20 protein-coding genes and 1 pseudogene are annotated in these 20,223 nt (G+C 63.9%); 12 read left to right on the forward strand and 9 right to left on the reverse strand.

The features are described from left to right. Window positions 1-14 precede the first annotated feature (14 nt). From MPARV_RS0109065 to MPARV_RS24670, 4 genes are all read right to left on the reverse strand, one after another. Window positions 15-1,883, reverse strand: coding sequence for a hypothetical protein (locus tag MPARV_RS0109065; protein WP_012229883.1), 1,869 nt, complete (start codon window positions 1,881-1,883; stop codon window positions 15-17). Next, complete coding sequence (locus MPARV_RS0109070) at window positions 1,880-2,530, reverse strand: hypothetical protein (RefSeq protein ID WP_012229885.1); 651 nt, start codon at window positions 2,528-2,530, stop codon at window positions 1,880-1,882. Before MPARV_RS0109070 ends, MPARV_RS0109065 begins: the two co-directional genes overlap by 4 nt. 210 nt (window positions 2,531-2,740) lie before the next feature. Continuing rightward, the gene (locus MPARV_RS0109075) at window positions 2,741-3,916 is read right to left on the reverse strand and encodes a tyrosine-type recombinase/integrase (protein ID WP_012229887.1); all 1,176 of its coding nucleotides are present in this window, start codon (window positions 3,914-3,916) and stop codon (window positions 2,741-2,743) included. Window positions 3,917-4,007: 91 nt separating this feature from the next. Beyond that, a complete protein-coding gene (locus tag MPARV_RS24670; protein ID WP_155852557.1) occupies window positions 4,008-4,160 on the reverse strand; it encodes a hypothetical protein in 153 nt (50 codons plus the stop codon). A gap of 541 nt (window positions 4,161-4,701) precedes the next feature. Between MPARV_RS24670 and MPARV_RS0109085 the strand changes: the two genes are divergently transcribed. The 6 genes from MPARV_RS0109085 to istB all read left to right on the forward strand — a co-directional run bounded on the left by MPARV_RS0109085 (window position 4,702) and on the right by istB (window position 10,141). Beyond that, the gene (locus MPARV_RS0109085; RefSeq protein ID WP_031277945.1) at window positions 4,702-5,913 is read left to right on the forward strand and encodes a tyrosine-type recombinase/integrase; all 1,212 of its coding nucleotides are present in this window, start codon (window positions 4,702-4,704) and stop codon (window positions 5,911-5,913) included. Continuing rightward, entirely contained in the window at window positions 5,913-6,848 is a 936-nt protein-coding gene (locus MPARV_RS0109090) for a tyrosine-type recombinase/integrase (RefSeq protein ID WP_031277946.1), read from the forward strand. The genes MPARV_RS0109085 and MPARV_RS0109090 overlap by 1 nt, the downstream gene beginning before the upstream one ends. After that, a complete protein-coding gene (locus MPARV_RS0109095; RefSeq protein ID WP_012228932.1) occupies window positions 6,845-7,834 on the forward strand; it encodes a tyrosine-type recombinase/integrase in 990 nt (329 codons plus the stop codon). The genes MPARV_RS0109090 and MPARV_RS0109095 overlap by 4 nt, the downstream gene beginning before the upstream one ends. 176 nt (window positions 7,835-8,010) lie before the next feature. Next, the gene (locus MPARV_RS0109100) at window positions 8,011-9,084 is read left to right on the forward strand and encodes a Mu transposase domain-containing protein (protein ID WP_238538849.1); all 1,074 of its coding nucleotides are present in this window, start codon (window positions 8,011-8,013) and stop codon (window positions 9,082-9,084) included. Then, a complete protein-coding gene (locus MPARV_RS24675; protein ID WP_012229475.1) occupies window positions 9,081-9,368 on the forward strand; it encodes a hypothetical protein in 288 nt (95 codons plus the stop codon). Before MPARV_RS0109100 ends, MPARV_RS24675 begins: the two co-directional genes overlap by 4 nt. Beyond that, window positions 9,359-10,141, forward strand: a complete 783-nt coding sequence (gene istB / locus MPARV_RS0109110; RefSeq protein ID WP_020378017.1) for an IS21-like element helper ATPase IstB — start codon at window positions 9,359-9,361, stop codon at window positions 10,139-10,141. The genes MPARV_RS24675 and istB overlap by 10 nt, the downstream gene beginning before the upstream one ends. 589 nt (window positions 10,142-10,730) lie before the next feature. Here istB and MPARV_RS22550 read toward each other — a convergent pair. Beyond that, window positions 10,731-11,825: a cytochrome c biogenesis CcdA family protein gene (locus tag MPARV_RS22550; protein WP_012229470.1), complete on the reverse strand. Its 1,095-nt coding sequence runs from the start codon at window positions 11,823-11,825 to the stop codon at window positions 10,731-10,733. A 28-nt stretch (window positions 11,826-11,853) separates the two neighbouring features. Further along, window positions 11,854-12,189 (reverse strand): ArsR/SmtB family transcription factor, encoded by a 336-nt coding sequence (locus MPARV_RS0109120; protein ID WP_012229469.1) that lies wholly within the window; start codon window positions 12,187-12,189, stop codon window positions 11,854-11,856. 470 nt (window positions 12,190-12,659) lie between these two features. Here MPARV_RS0109120 and MPARV_RS0109130 point away from each other — a divergent pair, with 470 nt between their 5' ends. Genes MPARV_RS0109130 through MPARV_RS0109145 form a run of 4 tightly spaced genes read left to right on the forward strand, consistent with a single transcriptional unit; the run spans window position 12,660 to window position 16,333 of the window. Next, entirely contained in the window at window positions 12,660-14,576 is a 1,917-nt protein-coding gene (locus MPARV_RS0109130; RefSeq protein WP_012229468.1) for a heavy metal translocating P-type ATPase, read from the forward strand. Continuing rightward, entirely contained in the window at window positions 14,576-15,052 is a 477-nt protein-coding gene (gene lspA, locus MPARV_RS0109135) for a signal peptidase II (RefSeq protein WP_012229467.1), read from the forward strand. The genes MPARV_RS0109130 and lspA overlap by 1 nt, the downstream gene beginning before the upstream one ends. Beyond that, entirely contained in the window at window positions 15,049-15,840 is a 792-nt protein-coding gene (locus MPARV_RS23560) for an adenylate/guanylate cyclase domain-containing protein (RefSeq protein ID WP_012229465.1), read from the forward strand. The genes lspA and MPARV_RS23560 overlap by 4 nt, the downstream gene beginning before the upstream one ends. After that, a complete protein-coding gene (locus MPARV_RS0109145; RefSeq protein WP_172636571.1) occupies window positions 15,734-16,333 on the forward strand; it encodes a class I SAM-dependent methyltransferase in 600 nt (199 codons plus the stop codon). Before MPARV_RS23560 ends, MPARV_RS0109145 begins: the two co-directional genes overlap by 107 nt. Window positions 16,334-16,761: 428 nt before the next feature. Here MPARV_RS0109145 and MPARV_RS0109150 read toward each other — a convergent pair whose 3' ends face one another. Genes MPARV_RS0109150 through MPARV_RS0109160 form a run of 3 tightly spaced genes read right to left on the reverse strand, consistent with a single transcriptional unit; the run spans window position 16,762 to window position 18,824 of the window. Next, on the reverse strand, window positions 16,762-18,216 hold the full coding sequence (locus tag MPARV_RS0109150) for a dihydrolipoyl dehydrogenase family protein (protein ID WP_020378019.1): 1,455 nt from the start codon (window positions 18,214-18,216) through the stop codon (window positions 16,762-16,764). Further along, window positions 18,209-18,532 carry a hypothetical protein gene (locus MPARV_RS24680; RefSeq protein WP_012229462.1) on the reverse strand — a complete coding sequence of 108 codons (324 nt, stop codon included), beginning with the start codon at window positions 18,530-18,532 and terminating at the stop codon, window positions 18,209-18,211. The genes MPARV_RS0109150 and MPARV_RS24680 overlap by 8 nt, the downstream gene beginning before the upstream one ends. Next, the gene (locus MPARV_RS0109160) at window positions 18,525-18,824 is read right to left on the reverse strand and encodes a hypothetical protein (protein ID WP_020378021.1); all 300 of its coding nucleotides are present in this window, start codon (window positions 18,822-18,824) and stop codon (window positions 18,525-18,527) included. The genes MPARV_RS24680 and MPARV_RS0109160 overlap by 8 nt, the downstream gene beginning before the upstream one ends. Before the next feature lie 54 nt (window positions 18,825-18,878). On the opposite strand from MPARV_RS0109160, the gene MPARV_RS0109165 reads away from it, so the two are divergent. Together MPARV_RS0109165 and MPARV_RS21155 are read left to right on the forward strand one after the other, a co-directional pair. After that, complete coding sequence (locus MPARV_RS0109165; protein WP_012229459.1) at window positions 18,879-19,280, forward strand: heavy metal-responsive transcriptional regulator; 402 nt, start codon at window positions 18,879-18,881, stop codon at window positions 19,278-19,280. A gap of 524 nt (window positions 19,281-19,804) precedes the next feature. Beyond that, window positions 19,805-20,214 (forward strand): annotated as a pseudogene (locus MPARV_RS21155) (VOC family protein). Window positions 20,215-20,223: the final 9 nt, after the last annotated feature.

Consider the following 20,223-nt stretch of genomic DNA (forward strand, 5'->3'; position numbering starts at 1 on the left):
GGGATCAGCTCGCCCTAGAAAATGTGTCCAGCAGCAGACGACGCTCCCACAACGGAGTCGATACCGAGCGCCTCAACTGCAATGTCGTAGCCCTTATGAGTAACCAGGACTTGTACCCCGTGATGGCTTGCCAGTGCCTTTAGCGCACCGAGTAGTTCGCCGAGGTCGGTGTCATTCATTTCCTTATCGGCGAGCGAGTCATACACGATCAAGCCTGGGTGTCGACCGACATCGACGCTCAACATGGAGACAATGGTCGCAAGTCGGGCACGAGCCTTCTCGCCTTCAGAGAGATCTTTGAAGGACGTGACTACCTCGTTCGGGTACGTGACTTCGAGCCCAGCGTTGGGTAAGAGGTGCGCCTTCTCAGCATCGCGAAAGCCGAGCTGCTTCAGCAACGAAGGCAGTAGGGAGTCGATCTCTGCGAACCGCTCTACCGCTCGGTCCCGTCGAGCCGATTCGACAGCTCGTCTAATCGCCTTTAGGCGTGCTAGTTGCGCCGAGACCTCTTCAGCCTCGGCCCGGTTGCCGTAGTCCTTTGTCACGCTTGCGAGCTCACCCTCAAGGCGGGCGATTTCGACCAAGTCGGAGAGACCTCCGCTGTACAGGTCCTGGAGCGTCGATTGCGCCGTTGCCATGGCCTCGGCGTGCTCAGCCAAGTTACTCTGTGCCACCACCAACTCCTTCTGGAGCTCCACCACCGTTGACGCCAGCGCTACTACCTCCTGCTCCAACGGCCCGATTGGGTCGTCTGCTTCGACCGGAACCACTGGTTCGACGTGGGTGCATACATAGCAGTGATCCTCCGCAGATTCCTCTGATCTTTTCACTGGCGTCGCGCACCTTGGGCAGCGCGACGGTTCGAGAGCGAAGAGCACGCGGCCTGCAGCGGCCTCGCGTTTCAGGAGTTGCAGTTCGCCAGCGGCCGCGTTGTGGTCCTCCCTGACGCTGGCGAATAGAAGCGTTGCCTCCTCGAGCTGTTGGCTGCTCTTTCGCCATCGATCGGTCGTTCCTTTCACTGCCCCAGAGGTTGCAATGGGATCCGGAGTTGCAGCAGCTTGGTCCCGCAGATTCCGAAGTTCGAGTTCGATCTGGGCTGCACGTTCGGCCCTTAAGTCCACGCCTGGGTCGATTGCGAGCAGCTTTGCAGTGGCTTCGGTCCTGCTTATGGCTTGGCCCAAGGCATACGATGCTTCGGCAAACGGTACCGCTACGAACATGTTCAGTAGCCGCGTCGGTAAGTTCGCAAAGGTGGTTTCTCCGAGCAGGAGGTCCTCTTTGGCATCAGAAATCCATATAGTGCCAAGGTACGCATTCCATCCGTGTGTGACCTCGGTCCCGCCAGGCTTATTGTTGGAGAAGCTCGGAATATCGGGAAGTTCGAGTCGGGTGGAAAAGAACTGCCCCATTGTCTCGACGAACTCGGCTTGATTCGAAAATTGGCTGACTGCTGCCTCTGGTGGCACGCCGATAGTCAGCTGCCCAGTGCTTTTTCGAGGGTCAAACTCAATGGCGAACGGCAACTTGTCGACGGTCCCTTGGACAGTGATTGCCTCGAGCCATTTTCGGACGTTCTGTGATACGTCGCTGTCGGGCTCGCCTCGCAACGCCCACTTCGCGATCGCGATGACGGATGTCTTCCCGGTCAGGTTCTTGTCGCTTGCAATGGAGGTGCATCCGTCTGAAAAGGAGTGGTCGAAATTGAAAGGCCCAGACTCGTCGGCGCTCTGCTTCGTTCCCGAAAAGCGGATCCTCCTAAGTCGGAGTGGATGTCGGCTCACCTTGTTCTCGGATACAAGATCTACGTTAAAAGGCTCCAGAAACTTCGAAATCTCGCCGGGTGTCATCGCCACTTCCCTGGCAATTTGCTCGAGTGGCGTCATATCCATTCCTCGCGGACCTTCTTCGCTCTGAGTCGCACATCCTCTAAACGCGACGGGATGGTGGACCCCTGAGTCGTGTTGGCGTACTCCTCAACAGCGTATTGCTTCACCTTCAGCTGGGTCCCTGGGGCGCTGGGGTCGATGAGGGCGGCCAGCTCCGCCCGCGTTCGGATGGCGTCGAACTCGCCGACACCTGCGAGCTCGGAGTTGATGAAGGCCTCGCCCGTCTGCGTCAGGCAGTAGCGATGCTGCGCGACCCCGTTAGCCGAGAACTTCGGAAGGTACTCAATGAGTCGGTTGCTGACCAGGATCGCGATTGCATCCGTCATCCACCAGTAGGCGCCGTTCTTCCACCGAACCATTGGCAGCCAGTCGAAGTCGATGGTTGGGTCGTCGAGCAATCGCTCCGCCTGCTCGAGGTGCTCGACCTCGCCGTTTGCAATTGCCATGTCGATGAGCTCATCAGCAAGATAGTCCGGATATCGAACCCAAAAGTCCCGCGCGAGGAAGGCGATCTGGGAGTCGATAACCTTCGTCGCGTTCTCAGGGTCTGATTCTGTAGCGGCGTGGCCGACTTCACTAAGGATCAGTAGCAGACGTACTGCGTCAGCCTGGCAGAACCGAGATCGTCGCTCGGCCGCCCTCACGAAGAAATCCCGGATCGGAAGACTCGGGCGGCTGATTTGAGCACTCCTCAATCATAGCGCGGGCCTCTCGACTGCTTCGCCAAATTGCGTCGGCGAGGCGAAGAGGGTCGGGATAGCGAATACGGTCGAAGACTAGACCGTCAAGCCCTCTCGGAACGCCTTGATGGCTGATTTTTGGGTTCCCGATGGCATTCCTGGTGAAGGCGCCCGTTAGTTGCTGCTTGCAACCAGATCCGCAATTGCTCGCGCCGCGTCTGCCTGCATGCCGGGGATCACGTGGGCGTATTGCTTGAGCGTGAACGCTGGGCTTTCGTGGCCGAGGCGTTCGCTGATCACCTTCGGTGGAACACCAGCTCGCAACGCAATCGTGGCGTGGGTGTGGCGGAGGCAATGGAGGTGAATCCGAGGAAGGTCGCTCTTGTCGACAAGCCGTTCGAACGCTTGCGAAAGGGTCTGCGGGTGGATCGGCTCACCGTTCTCCTTGCAGAAGAGGAGGTCTCCATCCCGGTAGCCGTCTCCCCATTCCTCCTGTTCGGCGAGTTGGCGCTGGCGGTGAAGCCGGATCTGCTCGACTGTGGCCGGATCGAGGTCGATGACCCTGGCCAGGTGGTTCTTTGGTGTCGACACGATGAGTTTGTAAGCGACCGAGACGAGCGCTTGCCGAACATGGATTCGGCTGCTGTTGAGATCCAGGTCGGCCCAACGGAGGCCAAGAACCTCGCCTCGACGCATCCCAGTCATCGCAGAGACGTTCCAAGCGGCCTCGAGCCGATGCCTGGCAACGAGGTCGAGGAACGAGCGCAGTTGCTCTGGAGCCCAGAACAGGAGCTCCTTTGGAGCAGCCGATCGAGGTCGGGGCGGCTTGGCTCGCCCAGCAGCATTTGCTGCAATCAGGCCACCGTCGACCGCGTCAGCAAGCGCCTTGTGCACCATGGTGTGGATGTAGTGCACCGTCTTGGGGCTGAGCCCGCCGGGCCCGTTGCGCCGGCCGTGCTCAAGAAGGTCGACGTACAGCGTGTTGAGCTGGCCGGGTCCGATGTCGACCAGGCTGCGTCCACCCAGGGCGGGGAGCACGTGAAGGTGGATGTTGCGTTGGTACGAGTCGAAGGTGCTCGGCTTGACCTGCGTTCTGACGGTCGGGAGCCACTTGTCCTCGACCCACTCACGGAGGGTCAGCTTCGTGGGTTCGGTGTAGGTGCCTGCGTGGAGGTCACCGACGATCTTCGTGCGGGCGACCTCGGCTTCTTTGCGGGTCCGGTAGCCGCCGTGCCATTTCTGGCGGCGTTTAGCGTTGGCGTCTCGTCCAAGTTCGACGACGACGTACCAGTTGACGGTCTCTTTACCCGCCTTGGTCTTGTGGGTGCGCTTGCGGATGTGTCCCTGCATGACGCCCGCTCACGTGCTCGGCGCTGAGACGCCGTGTCAACGGACATGAGATGCTCCCCGTAGGTGGCCGGTAGGGGTTCCCCGGGGGCGGTCATGGGTTGTCCCCGGGTGTGGCCACGGGTTTGGCCCGTTGGTGGCCGGTATCCGTTTGTTGGTGTTCCTCCTGGGCTTGGATCGATGGCGCTGACCTATCGATGCCGAGCACCAGGAGGAACACGCTCATGTTGTCAAAGGAGAAGATCATGGAGGTCCTTGAGGCCTATGACCTGACTGGTTCATACCGGTCAGCTGGGCAGTTGTGTGGTGTGGATCACCACACGGTGCGCCGTTATGTGAAAGCGAGAGAGGCCGGGTTGGACGTGACGGTTCCGGCGGTTCAGGCCCGGGAATCGGTGGCGGATCCGTTCATCGATCGTGTTGAGGGGTGGGTGGACCGCTCGAAGGGCAAGATCCGGGGCAATGTGGTTCATGACAAGTTGGTGGCGTTGGGTTACGAGGGTTCGGAGCGGACAACCCGGCGGGTTGTGAAGCGTGTGAAGGCGGCCTGGCGCCACGAAAACCATCGGTCGTATCGGCCGTGGCTCCCGGAGCCGGGGTTGTGGTTCCTATGTGGAGTTCCACATAGGAACCAATATGTGGCCCCCGCGGTTATGTGGAGCGGGCCGTCTGGGTTGCTGGCGGGTGGCGGTGAACGGCTTGAGGGAGTCCACATAGTCGCGGTCTGACTGCGGTGGCTCGGCGGGTCGGGGGAGTCTTTCTCGGTTGGTTCCCGAGAGGAGACGAAGATGGCCAAGAGACGATCGATTCCGGTGAGCGGTCCGCTTGCCGAACACGAGAACGGATATCGGGCCTGGCTGGTTGAGCTGGGCTACAAGCCAAAGTCGATGGGGGTGCTGGTTGGGTTGGTGGGGCGACTCAGCATCTGGATGGACCACCGCGGTCTTGATGTCGGGGATCTGTGCGGGGCGGTCGTCGAGGAGTTCCTCACCGATCTCAGGGCCGGTGGCGGTTGGTTCCAGCCGACGGTGGCGACCCTTGGGTCGTTCCTCGACTATTTGCGGGACGCCGGTGCTGTCGGGTTCGAGGTGCCACCGGTTCCGGTGACGGCGTCCGAGGAGACCATCAAGGCGTTCGGCCACTTCCTGGAGTTCGAACGCGGTCTGACCCCGGGCGCGATCCGCACCTACGTGTGGGTGTCGACCGCGTTCTTGTCTTGGCTCCAGGACCGGGGTCGCTGTGAGCTGGCCGGGTTGACCGCCGGCGATGTTGTCGCGTTTGCCACGGAGGTGTGTCCGACCTACAGCGTTGGGCGGGCGAAGTTGACCATGACCGGTCTGCGGTCGTTCTTGGGGTTCGCTCACGTCGCGGGTTTGGTGCCGGTGGGTTTGGCCGGTGCGGTGCCGTCTGCGGCGGGATTGACCGGCACCGCGCTGCCCAAGGGCCTGTCACCGGAGGAGGTGCAACGTTTGTTGGGCAGTTGCGATCGCCGTCGAAGCAGGGGACGACGGGACCACGCGATTTTGGTGTTGTTGGTCCGGCTCGGTCTGCGAGCCGGAGAGGTCGCCGCTTTGACCCTTGATGATCTTGGGTGGCGGGCCGGTGAGATCCTCATCGGGGGCAAGGGCGGCCATGTGGAACGTCTGCCGTTACCCTCCGATGTCGGCGACGCGGTGGCCGGCTACCTGAAGCGGGGTCGCCCACAGAGCGCCCAGCGGGCTGTGTTTCTGAGGGCACACGCTCCCATCCGCGGGCTCCAACCGAGCGGGGTCGCCCAGGTGGTCCGTGACGCGTGCATCCGCGCCGGTATCGAACCGGTCGGTCCGCACCGGCTCCGCCACACCGCAGCAACCGAGTTGCTGCGGGCCGGTGCGAGCTTGCCCGAGGTTGCCCAGGTTCTGCGCCACCACAGCATTTCGACCACTGCGATCTACGCCAAGGTCGACCATTTGGCTCTGCGGGAACTGGCCCTGCCCTGGCCCTCGAAGGTGGTGGCGTGATGGCCGACTTCGCCGCCATGGCCGACGACTACCTGCGAACCCGCCGGGCACTGGGCTACAAGCTCGTTGAGCAGGGCCGACTGCTCGGACAGTTCGTCGAGTTCCTCGCTGTCGAACAAGCCGAGCGGGTGACCATCGACCTCGCGGTGAGATGGGCACGCCTGCCCGTGGATACCAACCCGGTCTGGTGGAACGAACGGCTCTGCATCGTCCGGGGTTTCACCCGCTACCTGAGCGCCTTTGACCCCGCCACCGAGGTGCCCCCAACCGGACTCATGCCGCCTGGCCGACGTCGGATCACCCCGTATCTGTTCACCGAAGCGGACCTCGACGCCCTCCTCGAAGCGGCCGGGCAGCTCACCGCCGGTCTGCGGGCGGACACTTACCAGACCCTCATCGGCCTGTTATCGGTCTCCGGGATGCGCGTCGGGGAGACCGCCGGGCTGGACCGGGCTGACATCGACTGGGACCACGCTCTGCTCACCATTCGTAACACCAAGTTCGGCAAGTCCCGCCAGATCCCTCTGCACCCAACCACCATGACCGCACTCGAGGGCTACGCCCGACGACGAGATGTTCTGCTGGCCGCGAGGGCGAAGCCAACAGGGCCGAGCTTCTTCGTGCCCAGCACCGGCACCCGTCTGATCCCGGGCCGGGTCGGCGCCAACATCGGGTCCCTCATCCGTGAGGTCGGTCTGTGGAATACGGGCACCAGCCGGCCTCCGAGGGCACACGATCTCCGCCACAGCTTCGCTGTGCGGACCCTGCTCGGCTGGTATCGCGCCGGGCTCGATGTGAACCGCCGGTTGCCGCTGCTGTCCACCTACCTCGGTCACGTCGAGCCCGCCAACACCTACTGGTATCTCCATGCCGCCCCCGAACTGATGGCCCTCGCAGCCCAACGGCGCGACCAAAACCAGGAGACCCGGCCATGACCCGGCTCGCCCCGCTGCTGGAGGAGTTCTTCACCGACCGCCTCATCAACCAACGACATGTGAGCCCGAACACGATCGCCGCCTACCGCGACACGTTCCGGCTGCTGGTGGTCTTCACCCACGACACGCTCGGCACCCAACCCTGCGATCTGGACCTCGCCGACCTCGACGCCACCGTCATCGGCGGGTTCCTCACCCACCTCGAGACCGAACGCGGAGTGGGCATCCGGACCCGCAACGCCCGGCTGACCGCCATCCGGTCGCTGTTCCAGTTCGCCTCATACCGCCACCCCGAACACGGGGCGACCATCAGCCGTGTGCTGTCCATCCCACCCAAACGGACCGAGCGGGCCATCGTCACGTTCCTCACCAAAGACGAGATCCAGGCCCTCCTCGACGCCCCCGACCCCAGCACCCGGCTCGGCCGACGCGACCGCGCCGTCCTCGCCCTGGACATCCAAACAGGGCTACGTGTCTCCGAACTCGTCGGACTCACCCGCGGTGACATCGAACTCGGCACCGGAGCCCACGTTCGCTGCCACGGCAAAGGACGCAAAGACCGCATCACCCCGCTCAACGAACCCACCCGACAACTCATCGGGCACTGGCTCGACGAACACCCCGGCACACCGTCGGACCCACTCTTCACCGGCCCGGCCGGCAAAGCGCTCACCCGTGACGCCATCCGTCGGGTCCTTGACCGTCACATCACCACCGCCACCACCAACTGCCCGTCGCTGGCAGCCAAGAACATCACCCCACACACGCTTCGTCACACCTGCGCCATGGGACTCCTCCAAGCCGGCGTCGACCTTGCCGTCATCGCCCTCTGGCTCGGCCACGAAGACATACGCACCACCCAGATCTACCTCCACGCCGACCTCCGCCTGAAAGAACAAGCTCTCGACCGCACCACCCCACCGAACACACCCGACGGCCGCTACCAGCCCCCGGACCCGCTCCTCGCGTTCCTCGAATCCCTGTGACTATGTGGACTCCCTCAAGCCGTTCACCGCCACCCGCCAGCAACCCAGACGGCCCGCTCCACATAACCGCGGGGGCCACATATTGGTTCCAGTGGGATTACGGCGATGGGCCGGTCGTGTGCGGTGAGAAGTCGGTCCTGTTTTGTGGCTGGTTGGCGTGGTGTCGGTTCCGGGTGGTGATCCCGCTTCGTGACAAGCGTTTACCGACGATCATCGGGGCGTTGGATCGGGCGTTCCGGCTGTTGGGTGGCGCCCCGACCTATGCGTTGACTGACAACGAAAAGACGGTGACCGAACGCCATATCGCGGCGTTGCCTGTTCGGAACCCGAAGATCGTCTCCGCCGCGGTGTATTACGGGGTGACAATCGCGACGTGTGTCCCGTTCGACCCCGAATCGAAGGGCGGCTCGGAGGCGACCGTCAAGATCGCGAAGGCCGACCTGGTCCCCTCTGAGGCGAACCTCCGCGACGAATACGACTCGTGGGAAGCCCTCGAGTCGGCGTGTGTGGCGTTCATGGACAAGGTCAACAACCGTGTCCACACGGTCACCCGCCGCCGTCCGGTCGACATGCTCGCTGAGGAACAAGCCAAGTTGCATCGGATCCCTCAGGAGCCTTACACGGTCGCGTTTGGTGAATCGAGGAGCGTGTCGTGGTCCTCGACGATCCAGTTCCGTGGGGCCCGCTATTCGGTCCCCCACACCCTCTGCGACAGCCGGGTGTGGGTGCGCCTGTCTGGCGACGTGCTGGTGATCGTCCACGTTGGCGACGACGGGCCAACCGAGGTCGCACGACACCTGGTCGTTCACGCCGGGCAGGCGTCGATCGTTGATGCTCACTATCCGGAACGCAAAGACCCGACCGACCGGCAACCGAAGGCGACGAACCGGCACGAGGAAGCGTTCCTCGCCATCGGCGAAGGCGCCAAAACATGGCTGGTTGAGGCCGCCACTGTCGGGGCACGCCAGATCGAACCGACGATGGCCCAAGCAGTCGAGTTGTGCGCAGCAACGGACCGCACACGCGTTGACGAGGCCCTCGGTCTCGCCGGCCTCGCAGGCCGGTTCGGGATCGACGACCTCAACTCGATCCTGACCACCACCAGAAGAGAACCCCGGCGGGCCAACCCCGCCCACTCGCTTCAGAACGGCACCAGAGCCTGGTCACAACTCGGTCAACCCCAAAGCGACCACCGCCCCAACAACCCCAACCCCAGCCTGAACGGCAACGGGAACGGGGGCCAGCCATGAGGGGACCATCATCGACATCGTCCACACCCGACGGAGATCAGGTTGTTCTCGAGGCGGCCGATGCCGCCGAGCTCGGCGGGCTCCTCGCCGGCCTCGCCGGCTGGATCGCGGATGGACATGCGGGCTTCCAGAACATGGGCTTCCACGTCAGCATGACTCTCAACCTCGACTACACCGGAGGGCTCGGCGACCTCGACGCTGTCTTCAGAGTCCTCGACAACTGGGTCGAGCGGCTGAACCCGCCGGCCGTGACGGTCAGAACAACACACAGGAGATGGTCATGAACGGTCCGATCCCCCAAGCGGTCACCGACGAGATCACCGCCCTGTGCCGCCGTCTCCGGCTGCGTTACATCCGAGAGCAATCTCCCGACGTGCTCCTCACCGCGAAAGCCCAACGCTGGGACCCAGCCGAAACACTCCGGGTCCTCCTCCAAGCAGAAGCCGAGGGACGGAACCGGTCAACCATCGAGCACCACCGCAAAGCCGCCCGGTTCCCAGCAGGGAAAACGTTCGACGCCTGGCAGGCCGAACGGTCCTCGGTTCCGGTCCCAACCCAGAACGCCCTCCAAAGCCTGGAATGGGTTGACCGTCACGAGAACCTCGTGATCTGCGGGCCGTCAGGCACCGGCAAGTCCCACCTCTGCGAAGCACTCGGACAATCTGCTGTCGACCACGGCCGCAACGTCCGCTGGTTCAACATCGAAGACCTCGGCGCGCTCGTCCGCTCACACCGCATCGATGACACCATCACCAAAGCCCTCAAACCGGTCCTCCGGGCCGATCTGATCATTGTTGATGACATCGGCCTGTTGCCGGTCTCCAGCGACGCAGCCGAAGGCCTCTACAGGCTCATCGACGCCGCCTACGAGAACACCAGCGTCGCTGTCAGCTCAAACCTTCACCCCTCAGGCTTCGACCAGCTCATGGACGAAACGATCGCCAGCCCCCTCGTTGACCGGCTCCTCCACCACGCCCACGTCATCGTCACCCAAGGCGAATCGATCCGACTCGAAGACGCACTCAACGGAAAGGGGGTGGAGCCCCTGACCAAATGACCGGGGAAACACCCGGCCACCCTTGGGGAATCCCCATGGCCGCCCCCGGGGACAACACCCGACCGCCCACGGGGAAACCACCTGGCCACCTACAGGGAAACCCTCATGGCCATTGACACAAAGTCGAGACGCTCTCCCCCGTCGGTGCGGGCGGGTAACGCCAGGCCAACCCCACGCTTCGGGGTAGCCCCTCTGGAGGAGACAGGCTTGAAGGGCCGCAAAGAATCGGATCGACACTTTCGCTCGCGTTGCGACTGCGCTCGATCGGCACTTGATGCTGTCGTTCCCCCGTGAGATCCCGGATCAGATGACCGACGCCGCACGGGTTGCCTGAAAGCCTGGGACGCACCCTTGTCCCTGTAGATCGTCGGGCTCATAACCCGAAGGTCGCAGGTTCAAATCCTGCCCCCGCCACCAACTGAAATCCTTGGAACGAGGCCCTTTTCGACACTTCGAGGAGGGCCTCTTCCATGCCCAGACGACCAGATTTCTACTGTTTTTTCTACTGTGCGGTCTGGGATCCGCAACGCGGCCTCGGTACGCAGCGACACGGGACGGGATCTCGACCCCTCGTGGTGGTGTCGCCGAGCTACCCGTGTCGGCGGCCTGATCGCAGTACCGGCAGCCTTGGGGGTCGATCTTCGGGTTGTGGAGGCGTATGGTCGAAAGTGCAGCGCCAGATTCCCGCCGGACGTCGCGGGATCGCCGGCCTCGTTCGCTGCTCGATGTCCCCATCCGGTTCGATCCGAAGGGGACGCTGATGCGCGGAACCATCCAGAAGAAGGGCAAGAAGTGGTACGCCGTTGTGTACGACGGCGTGAATCCGGCGACGGGCGAGTACCGGCGCCGGTGGGTGCAGGCGGGCACGCGGCGCGGCGATGCAGAGAAGCTGCTCGCGGAGTTGGTGAAGCGCGCCCACCGGGGCGAGACCGTGGTGAGCGAGAAGCTCACGCTCGGGAAGTACCTGACCGAGCGGTGGCTGCCGGTGCAGGAGGCACGGCTTCACGCGCAGGCTGTACCAGCCGTAGTAGGCGACGTAGAGGCCGGCGACACCCAGGAGGACTGCGGCGACGCGTTTCATGTGCGGGGTGACCCGACGCATGTGACGGACCACTGTTTCACGTGCGAGCGAGACGGCGAGAGTGAGGACGGTCAGGATCAAACCCATGCCGCAGGCGTAGGCGACGAAGTGAAGGATGCCGACTCCGATGCTGCCCGTGGTCAGGCTGGTGGTTACGGCCGCGAGGAACAACGGGATGGTGCACGTCAGTGACACGAACGCGTACGAGACTCCGAACAGGAAGACTTCTCGGTGCGCTCGTGATCGAGGGCCCCGGCGAGCCCATGGGTTGGGCATGTTCAGCTCGCGACCGCGGAACAGCCAGATGGAGAGCAGCACCATTGCGGCGCCGAGCGCGATCGACAGCCACGGCAACCGGGACACCAGGCTGCTGGCCGTGAGTTGGATCATGAGGCCGACGACGAGGAACACGGCGACGAAGCCCGCGGTCAATACGGCAACTACGGTAAGAGCACGCAGCACACCGCGGTGCGCCGTGGTGGATTCCTGATCGGAGGCAACGAAGTAGGCCACCCACGCAGGCAACATGGCGAACCCGCACGGGTTGAACACCGCCACCATGCCGAGGCCGAAGACGTAGCCGAGGGCCAGCCCGCTGTTCACCGCCGGGGCCGATCCGTCGCGTCCTGCGTCATGGGGATTCGTAGCGCGGGCACAGTTCTACGGCGTTGCCGGTGACAGCTAGCAACTGCTCTGCTGCCTGGACGACGACGAGCACCTCCGGTGTCGCTATCCGGTAGAACACTTGACGTCCTTCGGGGCGGTCCTCGACCAATCCGCACTCCTTGAGGCATGCCAGGTGTCCGGAGATGTTGCCTTGTGATCCATCGAGGCGTCTTACGAGGTCGACGACGCGCAGCTCACCGGGGACTAGTTCGAGCAGGATGGCAAGACGCGTGCGGTCTGCGAAACCTCGGAACAGTTTCGTGGCGAGCTCAATCTCGGTGGCCTTCTCGGCGGTGGTCATGACCTACCCAATTCATTGGTGTGGACGGATGGATCCGTGTACACCAATGATTCTAGGTCAGGTGTTGAGTATGGTTCGCAACAGCACTTGTGAAGTACGAACTGGATGTGTGTGGTCCCAGCCGTCCGCCATGCCTCGGTCACGGTTCGAGTAGTCGCCAGGTCTGGCGGCGCCAAGACCGCGCCTTTCGGGTTCATCGGCTCGGGCACATGCTCGAGACCACAGTTGACACCTCGGTAGTCGCCGCTATCATCGCTTGGTGCCGATAGATACCGATTCCAAGTGCAGCGAGGTGCTTTGATGGTGGATGTCGCCGGATGTGCAGCTGGTCGCCAAGCTGTTTCGGGGGTTCGCAGGTCCGATACGTCTGGCCATCCGCGTCAGCTCGACGGCGGTGAGTTGCGGGTGACTGATCTGCTGGCGTGTTCGGGTGACGGTCTTTCTCTGTCTCGCGAGACTGGTGGTCCGCGATGAACAGCGCTACCGCCGATCTCGCCGATGTCGATGTGGACGACGGGGTGGAGCATCCCTGGGAGAGCCGCGAGGTGCGCTGGTCGGCGCTCGCTGGGCTGCTGCTCGCCGTGGGGTTCCTCGCCGGTCGCGTTGAGGTCCCGACCGGTGTTGTCACTGGCATCTATGCGGCGTCGACGGTAGCGGGGCTGCGGTTCTTCGCGCTCGAAGCGATCGAAGAGCTGTGGCGCGAACGGCGGATCGGCATCGAGCTGTTGATGACGGTGGGCACCCTTGCTGCGGGCGGCCTGGGTGAGTGGGGCGAGGCCGCGACCCTCGCGTTCTTGTATTCGATCTCCGAAGCGCTCGAGGAGTTCACTGAGGACCGCACTCGCAATGCCATTCGAGCGCTGATGGACCTCGCTCCCAAGCAGGTCACCCGCGTCCGTGACGGTGTTCAGGAAGAGATCGACGTTGGGGACCTCGCAATCGGTGACCAGTTCCTGGTGCGGCCTGGTGAAGGCGTCGGGACCGACGGCACGATCGTCGACGGTTACAGCGCTCTGAACGAGGCGGCGATCACGGGTGAGTCGGTGCCGGTCGAGAAGCAGGTCGGCGACAAGGTGTTCGCGGGAACGTTGAACACCACCGGCGCGGTCGTGGTGGAAGCGACCGCGACGGCCGAGGACAACACGCTGGCCAAGATCGTGCACCTTGTCAGCGAGGCCCAAGAGCAAAAGGGCCGTGGTGAGCAGTTCATGAGCCGGTTCGCGCGCATCTACTCCCCGGCGGTGCTGCTCGTCGGTGTGCTTGTAGCGTTCGGTGGCGGCATGCTGACCGGTGACTGGTCCGAGTGGGTGGGTCGGGCGGCGACGGTGATCGTGGCGGCTGCGCCGTGCGCGCTGGTGATCTCCATTCCGATCAGTTATGTCGCCGCCATCGGCAACGCCAGCCGCAAAGGCATACTCATCAAGGGAGGCATCTACCTGGAGGAACTGGCCCGGCTCACCGCACTGGCCATGGACAAGACCGGCACCATCACTCAAGGTGAGCCTCGCGTGGTCGACGTGGTCCCGGCTGACGGTCACGACGAACGGTCTGTGCTCACTGCCGCCGCAGTGGTCGAACAGCGCTCCGAGCATCCGCTCGCTAGCGCCGTCATGGTCCGCAGCGCCGAGCTCGACTTGTCCATCCCTTCCAGCGAAACGTTCGAAACGCTTGTTGGCGCCGGTGCCCGAGCCTCCAGCAACGGCCGTCTCTACCTCGTCGGCTCCCCGGCCCTGATGGACGATCGTGGGCTCGCACTCGACGGGCTCCGAGGCCAGATCGAGAACCTCGAACGAGCCGGACGGACCGCGATCGTCGCAGCGGTCGATGATCGAGTCGTCGGTGTGGTCGGGATCGCTGATGTGGTGCGCCCTCAAGCCCGTGACGCAATCAGTGAACTGCGCCGTAACGGTGTCGACCACATCGTCATGCTGACCGGAGACAACGCCCGCACCGGTGAAGCCATCGCCTCGGAGGTCGGGATCGACGATGTGCGAGCCCACCTCAAGCCCGAGGACAAGTCCCGGCTTGTCGCCGAGCTCGCTGCTCATGGTCATGTCGGCATGGTCGGCGACGGGGTCAACGACGCACCCGCGCTCGCCGCTGCGTCGGTCGGTATCGCCATGGGTACCGCCGGCAGCGACGTCGCCCTCGAAACCGCCGACGTTGCGCTCATGGCCGACGACCTGTCCAAGCTCACCGAAGCGGTCCGGATCGGGCGACGCACCCGCCGCATAGTCGCCCAGAACATCGCGCTAGGCCTCGTGATCCCGGCAATCCTCGTCCCGGGTGCCCTGATCGGCGTCTTCACCTTGCCCATTGCTGTGCTGGCCCACGAGCTCTCCGAGCTGGCCGTGATCGCCAACGGCCTCCGACTGGCCCGCAGGTGATGAACCCCACCGGATCCGATCTCGGAAGACAGCGTCTGCGCATCGTCGTTGCCGCTGGCGCAGTGGTTGCGATCGACCTGCTCTCGAAAGCCGCGTCCAGTGCCTATCTCACCGCTGAAGGCATCGATCTGCCCGGACCGCTCGACCTACGGCTCGCGTACAACACCGGTATGGCGTTCTCGCTCGGCAACAACGCTCCCACGTGGCTCATCGTCGCCCTCACCGGCGGTGTGGCTGTGGTGATCGCGACGGTCGCGTGGAGGGGCGTGTTCGCCAGCTCCGTAGCAGCCGGCGTCGTCGTCGGCGGGGCGATTGCCAACGTCGCAGACCGCGTCCAGGCGGGCACTGTCGTCGACATGCTCCACACCGGCTGGTGGCCCACCTTCAATCTCGCCGACGTCGCGATTGTCTGCGGTGCCGCTGCCCTCGTGCTGACGACCCTTCGCGCCCCAGCGGAACAGGCCTCGGAATCGTGAGCGAGTCAGAACGAACGGTTCTCTTCATCGACTTGGTCGACTTCACAGTTGCCACGGTCACTCACGGCGACCACACCGCTGCCGATCTGGCGGAGCGGCTCGTCGAGCTCACCACCAGCTCACTCGGGTCTACCGATCAACTCGTCAAGGGACTCGGCGACGCCGTCATGATCGTGTGCCACAAGCCCCACAACGCACTCGCGCTGGCAGGACGAATCTGCGACCGCGCCGATCATGAATCCGCGTTCCCGCTCCTGCGTATGGGCCTGCACCACGGGCCAGTCGTCGAGCGCCACGACGACTGGTTCGGCACCACCGTCAACATCGCAGCTCGCCTGGCTGCCCTTGCCGGGCCAGGTGACGTTCTCACCACAGACACGGTGGTCACGGCCGCTGCCGGAGCCGGCATGAAGGTTGAGCAGCTGGGGGCTCAACGCCTTCGCGGCATCACCGAACCCGTCGAAGTCTTCTCCGTCACTCCCTGCCCAGCCGAGCCCAACCGAGTCATCGACCCAATCTGCCGCATGGCCGTCGAACGCACGCTAGCCGCCGCGACCCGCACCCAAGGCGGGAACGAATACCACTTCTGCTCGGTGACCTGCGTCAACACGTTCGACCGTACTTACGGCGGGCAGGCCACTCACCCCCTGGCCGCCCCCGAGACAGGAGAACCCGATGAGAATGAACAGCATAGAGAAGGCCCTGATGAACAACCCGGTGAGGGCAGCCATCCAGAGAAGGTACGAGGCTCCACTCCTGAAACGTCTCGGTGGGACCGTCGACGGTGAACATGTGCTCGAGATCGGGTGCGGCCAGGGCGTCGGCACGCAGATCATCCTCGAACAGTTCGGCGCCGCCCACGTCACAGCGATCGACCTCGACCCCGCCATGATCGATCGCGCCCGAGAGCGTCTTCGCGATCACGGCGACAAGGTGGCTCTGAGAACCGGCGACGCCGAACACATCGATGCTCCCGACGACTCCTTCGACGCCGTATTCGACTTCGGGATCATCCACCACATCCCCAACTGGCGCGCATCCATCGAAGAAGTGCACCGAGTGATTCGCCCCAGCGGCCGCTTCTACTTCGAAGAGGTCACCAGCCATGCGCTAGCCCGCTGGAGCTACCGCACCTTCCTCGAACACCCAGAGCACGACCGATTCGGAGCATTCGGCTTCGTGCACGAACTCGAAACCCAACACCTGCATGTGGGCGACCGCGCCACCACACGATTCTTCGGCGACTTCGTCATCGGCGTCGCCACAAACCACGACAGCTGAGTCGAGCAGGCCGGACGTGATCGGCTGGGGCGGGAAGGGGCGCACTTCCGGGCGAACGGGTTGGCACCATTGGAGTTCGGATCACGAAGTCGCTCACGGACACGACCCCCGGCGATCAACGCGATCGTTGGAACACCAACGCGTTACCGTGGCCGCTACTGCGTCATCGCTGGGCGGGCCGAGGAGCGCCCCATCGAGCTGTTCGATGACGAGAAGGCCATTCGGCGGCTCGACGACCCTGTTGGAGACGAGCGGCCTGGCTCCCGTCTCCTCCGGTACCACGACCTGCCGATGGTCTTCGCGTATCGCCAAGTCGGCAAAGGAGGCCGGCTGCTAGTGGTCAAAAGGCCATCGCCCTCCACGCCCTGTATGAGGTGGGTGAATCGGAAGTGTGGGCCAATCTACGCCAGCGCCCTCTCCCCACGGCTTCAGGGCTTCGTATCGGGAGTCGGTGCCGGTGGGAGTTCGACTACAAGGCGATCGACACGTTCGCACGATTGAGCGGTGCGTACTCGTTGTTGGTCACTCGCGCACAGCATCGAGCCGAGGTCGGAGCTGACGCTGGGGTAGCTGGCCGTCATCGATTTCAGTTGGCGGCTGGTGAGGTCGGCTTTCATGGCGAGCCCGAGGATGTTGATCAGTTCTGCGTAACCTGGGCCGAGGAGGTGGGCGCCGACGATGCGGTCGGTTGAGCGGTCGATGAGGATCTTTGCCGCGGCGGTGGTTTCGCCGATCCGGTAGTTCGAGTACCAGCCGCTGGTGTCGTTGTAGCGGACGTCAACGTCGATGTCTCTCGCTACGGCTTCGTGTTCGAGGAGGCCGACGCGGGCGAGTTCGGGGATGGTGAACACCGTGGTGGGCACGCCGGTGTAGTCGGGCACGGTCGTCGTGTCGTTGATCATGTTGGACGCGGCGACCTTGCCTTCGAACACCGCTACGGGGGTGAGCGCCAACCCGGGCGTGTCCGCAGAGTCGCCCGCGGCGAACACCGCGGGGTTGGTTGTGCTCTGCAGATGGCCGGCGACGGTGACACCTTTGGTGCTGTGCGCGATGCCGGCGGCGTCGAGATCGAGTCGGGAGAGCTCCGGGACACGGCCTGCGCCGTGAACCACCAGATCGGTCTGGTGAATCTCGTCGTGTCCGGCTTGTTCGACGGTTACGAGGTATCCGCTGTCGGCGGGTTCGATCGAGGTGATGGCGGTTTTGCTCTTCACGGTGATGCCGGTATCGGTGCTGCGTTTGACCAGTTGCGCGACGAGGTCGGGATCGAACCCCTTGAGTGGTCGTTCGCCGCGGTCGATGATCACTGGTGCCGAACCGGCCCGCGCTGCGATGTGCGCGAACTCGAAGGAGATGAAGCCTCCACCCACGAACAGCACACGTCGGGGCCGTTCGGCGAGGTTGAGGAACTCGGTGCTGTCGATGAGATGCTCGGCTCCCGGGAAATCCATCGGCCGTGGTTTCGCCCCGGCAGCGATCAGGAATCGCTGCGACTCGTACGCGGCGCCGTCGACGACGATCCGGTTGGGGTCGGTGAACGCCGCTGTTCCATGGAGTGTTTCCACGCCGCTGGAGCGCAGACCCCGTTCCATGGCCTGGGGAACCGGGTCGGTGAAGCCGTGCTTGTGTGTCATCAGGTCGGTCCAGTTGATGGACAGCCCGTCGTCGTCGATGCCTTTGCCGCGCATCAGTCGGGCGGCATCGATGACCTCCGCGCCGCGGCGCAGGATCTTCTTGGGGTCACATCCACGCAGCGCGCATGTGCCCCCATACGGCAAAGCGTCGACGATCGCTACCCGCCAACCACGCGAGGCGCACTTCTCGGCGGCGGCGACACCAGCCATGCCGGCACCGATCACGATCAGGTCGAAGGTCTCACTCATCTGAACGCCGACCCGCTCTCCCGGGGTGCACACCGATCCCCGCGAGGGTCAGGTGGGTCAGGTGGGTCAGGTGGTCCGGGGTGTTCGAGGATGGCGTGTCGTTGCTCTGCCGGCGGGGTGCGCGACGGTGCCACCAGCGCCAGGACTCGATCGCAACTGCGGTGACGCCGATGGCGACGAGGAACCAGCTTCGCGTCGACGAGCCTGCGATCGCTCCGAGCACACCGAGCGACGCCAGGACCGGTATGCCGCAACAGACTCCGAGCCCAACAGCGAGGAGTCCGGCCAGTGAGGCAGGCGACGAGCGATCAGTCATCAGCGAGTGCTTCTCTGAGCTGATCGAGTGTCGGTGACCCTGCGGGTCCGGCGGGGGTCTGATACACGCGACAGGACAGTCCGACGGCGCCGTCGGGATCGGCGAAGACGTCGACCCCTTCGAGCAGAATGCTGGGTGACCCGCGGAACCCGACCCGTTCGGCCTCTTCAGGGGTGTCGACCAGATGATGCGAGATCCTCAAGTCGGGCGCCTCCTGAGCCAGCACCCTCAAGTGACCCTCCGCGATCTTCCAGTTCGGGCAGTCCTCGAGGTAGAGCAACGTGATATCCATGCGCTCACCGTAAACCTTGATCCACGGATCAAGGTCAAGGTCTACAATGGCGGAATGCTCATCGGAGAACTCGCCGACGCACTCGATGTGCCAACCGAGACAGTTCGGTTCTACGAACGAAGAGGACTCCTACCCGAACCAGCCCGGGCGAAGAACGGCTATCGGATCTACGACGAACAGGCACTCGCCCGACTGCGGTTCATCCGCTCGGCCCAGACCGCAGGGCTGACCTTGGCCGAGATCGGCGGGATCGTCGCGACTCGAGACGAAGGAACCGCTCCGTGCACCCACGTCACCGAACTACTCGAGTCCAAGCTCGAAGGAGTCAAGGTTCGCCGACGTCAACTCGCCGCTCTGGAAACAGAGATCGAGGCACTCATCGAACGCAGCCACCACCTCAACCCTGCCGACTGCACCGACACCGACATCTGCCACATCCTGAACACCGGTAGCTGACAGCCCGCAGTCGTTCGATTGCGCAAAGTGACCAGCGGTCGAGAGCGCGGACAGCGCAAACCCGAAGGTCGATCTGGCCGCCGACCAAAGCACCCGGCGCACCGGCTGGACGATCGTCAGGAGCCCCGCAGTCGCGCCCTGGTCGGAACCCTGGTCTGGCCCGTACTCACCACGGGTTCTTCTACTGTTCCTTCTACTGTGCGACGCGGTACGGGGGTTCACGCGACGACACGGCCGAGGTACAGTGAGGGCTCAGATCCCAACGTGGGGGCACGATCCGGGACTGGTTGGTACGGGCTGGAAGGGCGATCTGAGGGCTCATAACCCGAAGGTCGCAGGTTCAAATTCTGCCCCTGCCACCAAGAGGACGCGCGCCCGGGGGCTGGGTTTGGCTGTGCGAGCCGGACGCCTTCATGAATGATCACGATCACGCCTTGGTCGCCTGGGGCATTGATCCTGCCCGGATCGGCTTCCATGGCGTTCATTCCATCTGTACGGTCGGAATTCTCAGCGGAAGGAACGCCATGGAGACGACCTCGTTCACCGGTATCAGCCACCTCGACCTGTCGGTATCCGACGTCGATGCCAGTGCCACGTGGTACGAGCGGGTGCTCGACCTTCGTCGCCTGCATCGTGTCGACCTGCCAACCCGAACGATGATCGTGCTGTTCCACGAGGCCTCGGGCCTCGTGATCGGGCTCAACCAACATCAGGGGCCCCGGACGGACCCTTCGACGAGCGCCGGACCGGCCTCGACCATGTGGGCTTCGCAGTCGACAACCGCGAGGCGCTCGACGCCTGGCAGGCGCGCCTCGCCGACCTAGGTGTCGAGCATTCCCCGGTTGAAGACACCGCGTCGGGCTCGGCGCTCGTCTTCCGTGACCCCGACCAGATCCAGCTCGAGATGTGGTGGACCAAACCGAGGGTGGGCTGAGCGCGGCGA

Origin of the sequence: Candidatus Microthrix parvicella Bio17-1 (assembly GCF_000299415.1) — a bacterium.
GTDB lineage: Bacteria > Actinomycetota > Acidimicrobiia > Acidimicrobiales > Microtrichaceae > Microthrix > Microthrix parvicella.

Excerpts from the sequence above, each read along its gene's own strand:
- MPARV_RS0109065 (WP_012229883.1), bottom strand. The coding sequence starts at position 1,883 with ATGACGCCACTCGAGCAAATTGCCAGGGAAGTGGCGATGACACCCGGC.
- MPARV_RS0109075 (WP_012229887.1), bottom strand. The coding sequence starts at position 3,916 with ATGCAGGGACACATCCGCAAGCGCACCCACAAGACCAAGGCGGGTAAA.
- MPARV_RS24670 (WP_155852557.1), bottom strand. The coding sequence starts at position 4,160 with ATGATCTTCTCCTTTGACAACATGAGCGTGTTCCTCCTGGTGCTCGGC.
- MPARV_RS0109085 (WP_031277945.1), top strand. The coding sequence starts at position 4,702 with ATGGCCAAGAGACGATCGATTCCGGTGAGCGGTCCGCTTGCCGAACAC.
- MPARV_RS0109090 (WP_031277946.1), top strand. The coding sequence starts at position 5,913 with ATGGCCGACTTCGCCGCCATGGCCGACGACTACCTGCGAACCCGCCGG.
- MPARV_RS0109095 (WP_012228932.1), top strand. The coding sequence starts at position 6,845 with ATGACCCGGCTCGCCCCGCTGCTGGAGGAGTTCTTCACCGACCGCCTC.
- MPARV_RS24675 (WP_012229475.1), top strand. The coding sequence starts at position 9,081 with ATGAGGGGACCATCATCGACATCGTCCACACCCGACGGAGATCAGGTT.
- istB (WP_020378017.1), top strand. The coding sequence starts at position 9,359 with ATGGTCATGAACGGTCCGATCCCCCAAGCGGTCACCGACGAGATCACC.
- MPARV_RS0109120 (WP_012229469.1), bottom strand. The coding sequence starts at position 12,189 with ATGACCACCGCCGAGAAGGCCACCGAGATTGAGCTCGCCACGAAACTG.
- MPARV_RS0109130 (WP_012229468.1), top strand. The coding sequence starts at position 12,660 with ATGAACAGCGCTACCGCCGATCTCGCCGATGTCGATGTGGACGACGGG.
- lspA (WP_012229467.1), top strand. The coding sequence starts at position 14,576 with ATGAACCCCACCGGATCCGATCTCGGAAGACAGCGTCTGCGCATCGTC.
- MPARV_RS0109145 (WP_172636571.1), top strand. The coding sequence starts at position 15,734 with ATGAACAGCATAGAGAAGGCCCTGATGAACAACCCGGTGAGGGCAGCC.
- MPARV_RS0109150 (WP_020378019.1), bottom strand. The coding sequence starts at position 18,216 with ATGAGTGAGACCTTCGACCTGATCGTGATCGGTGCCGGCATGGCTGGT.
- MPARV_RS24680 (WP_012229462.1), bottom strand. The coding sequence starts at position 18,532 with ATGACTGATCGCTCGTCGCCTGCCTCACTGGCCGGACTCCTCGCTGTT.
- MPARV_RS0109160 (WP_020378021.1), bottom strand. The coding sequence starts at position 18,824 with ATGGATATCACGTTGCTCTACCTCGAGGACTGCCCGAACTGGAAGATC.
- MPARV_RS0109165 (WP_012229459.1), top strand. The coding sequence starts at position 18,879 with ATGCTCATCGGAGAACTCGCCGACGCACTCGATGTGCCAACCGAGACA.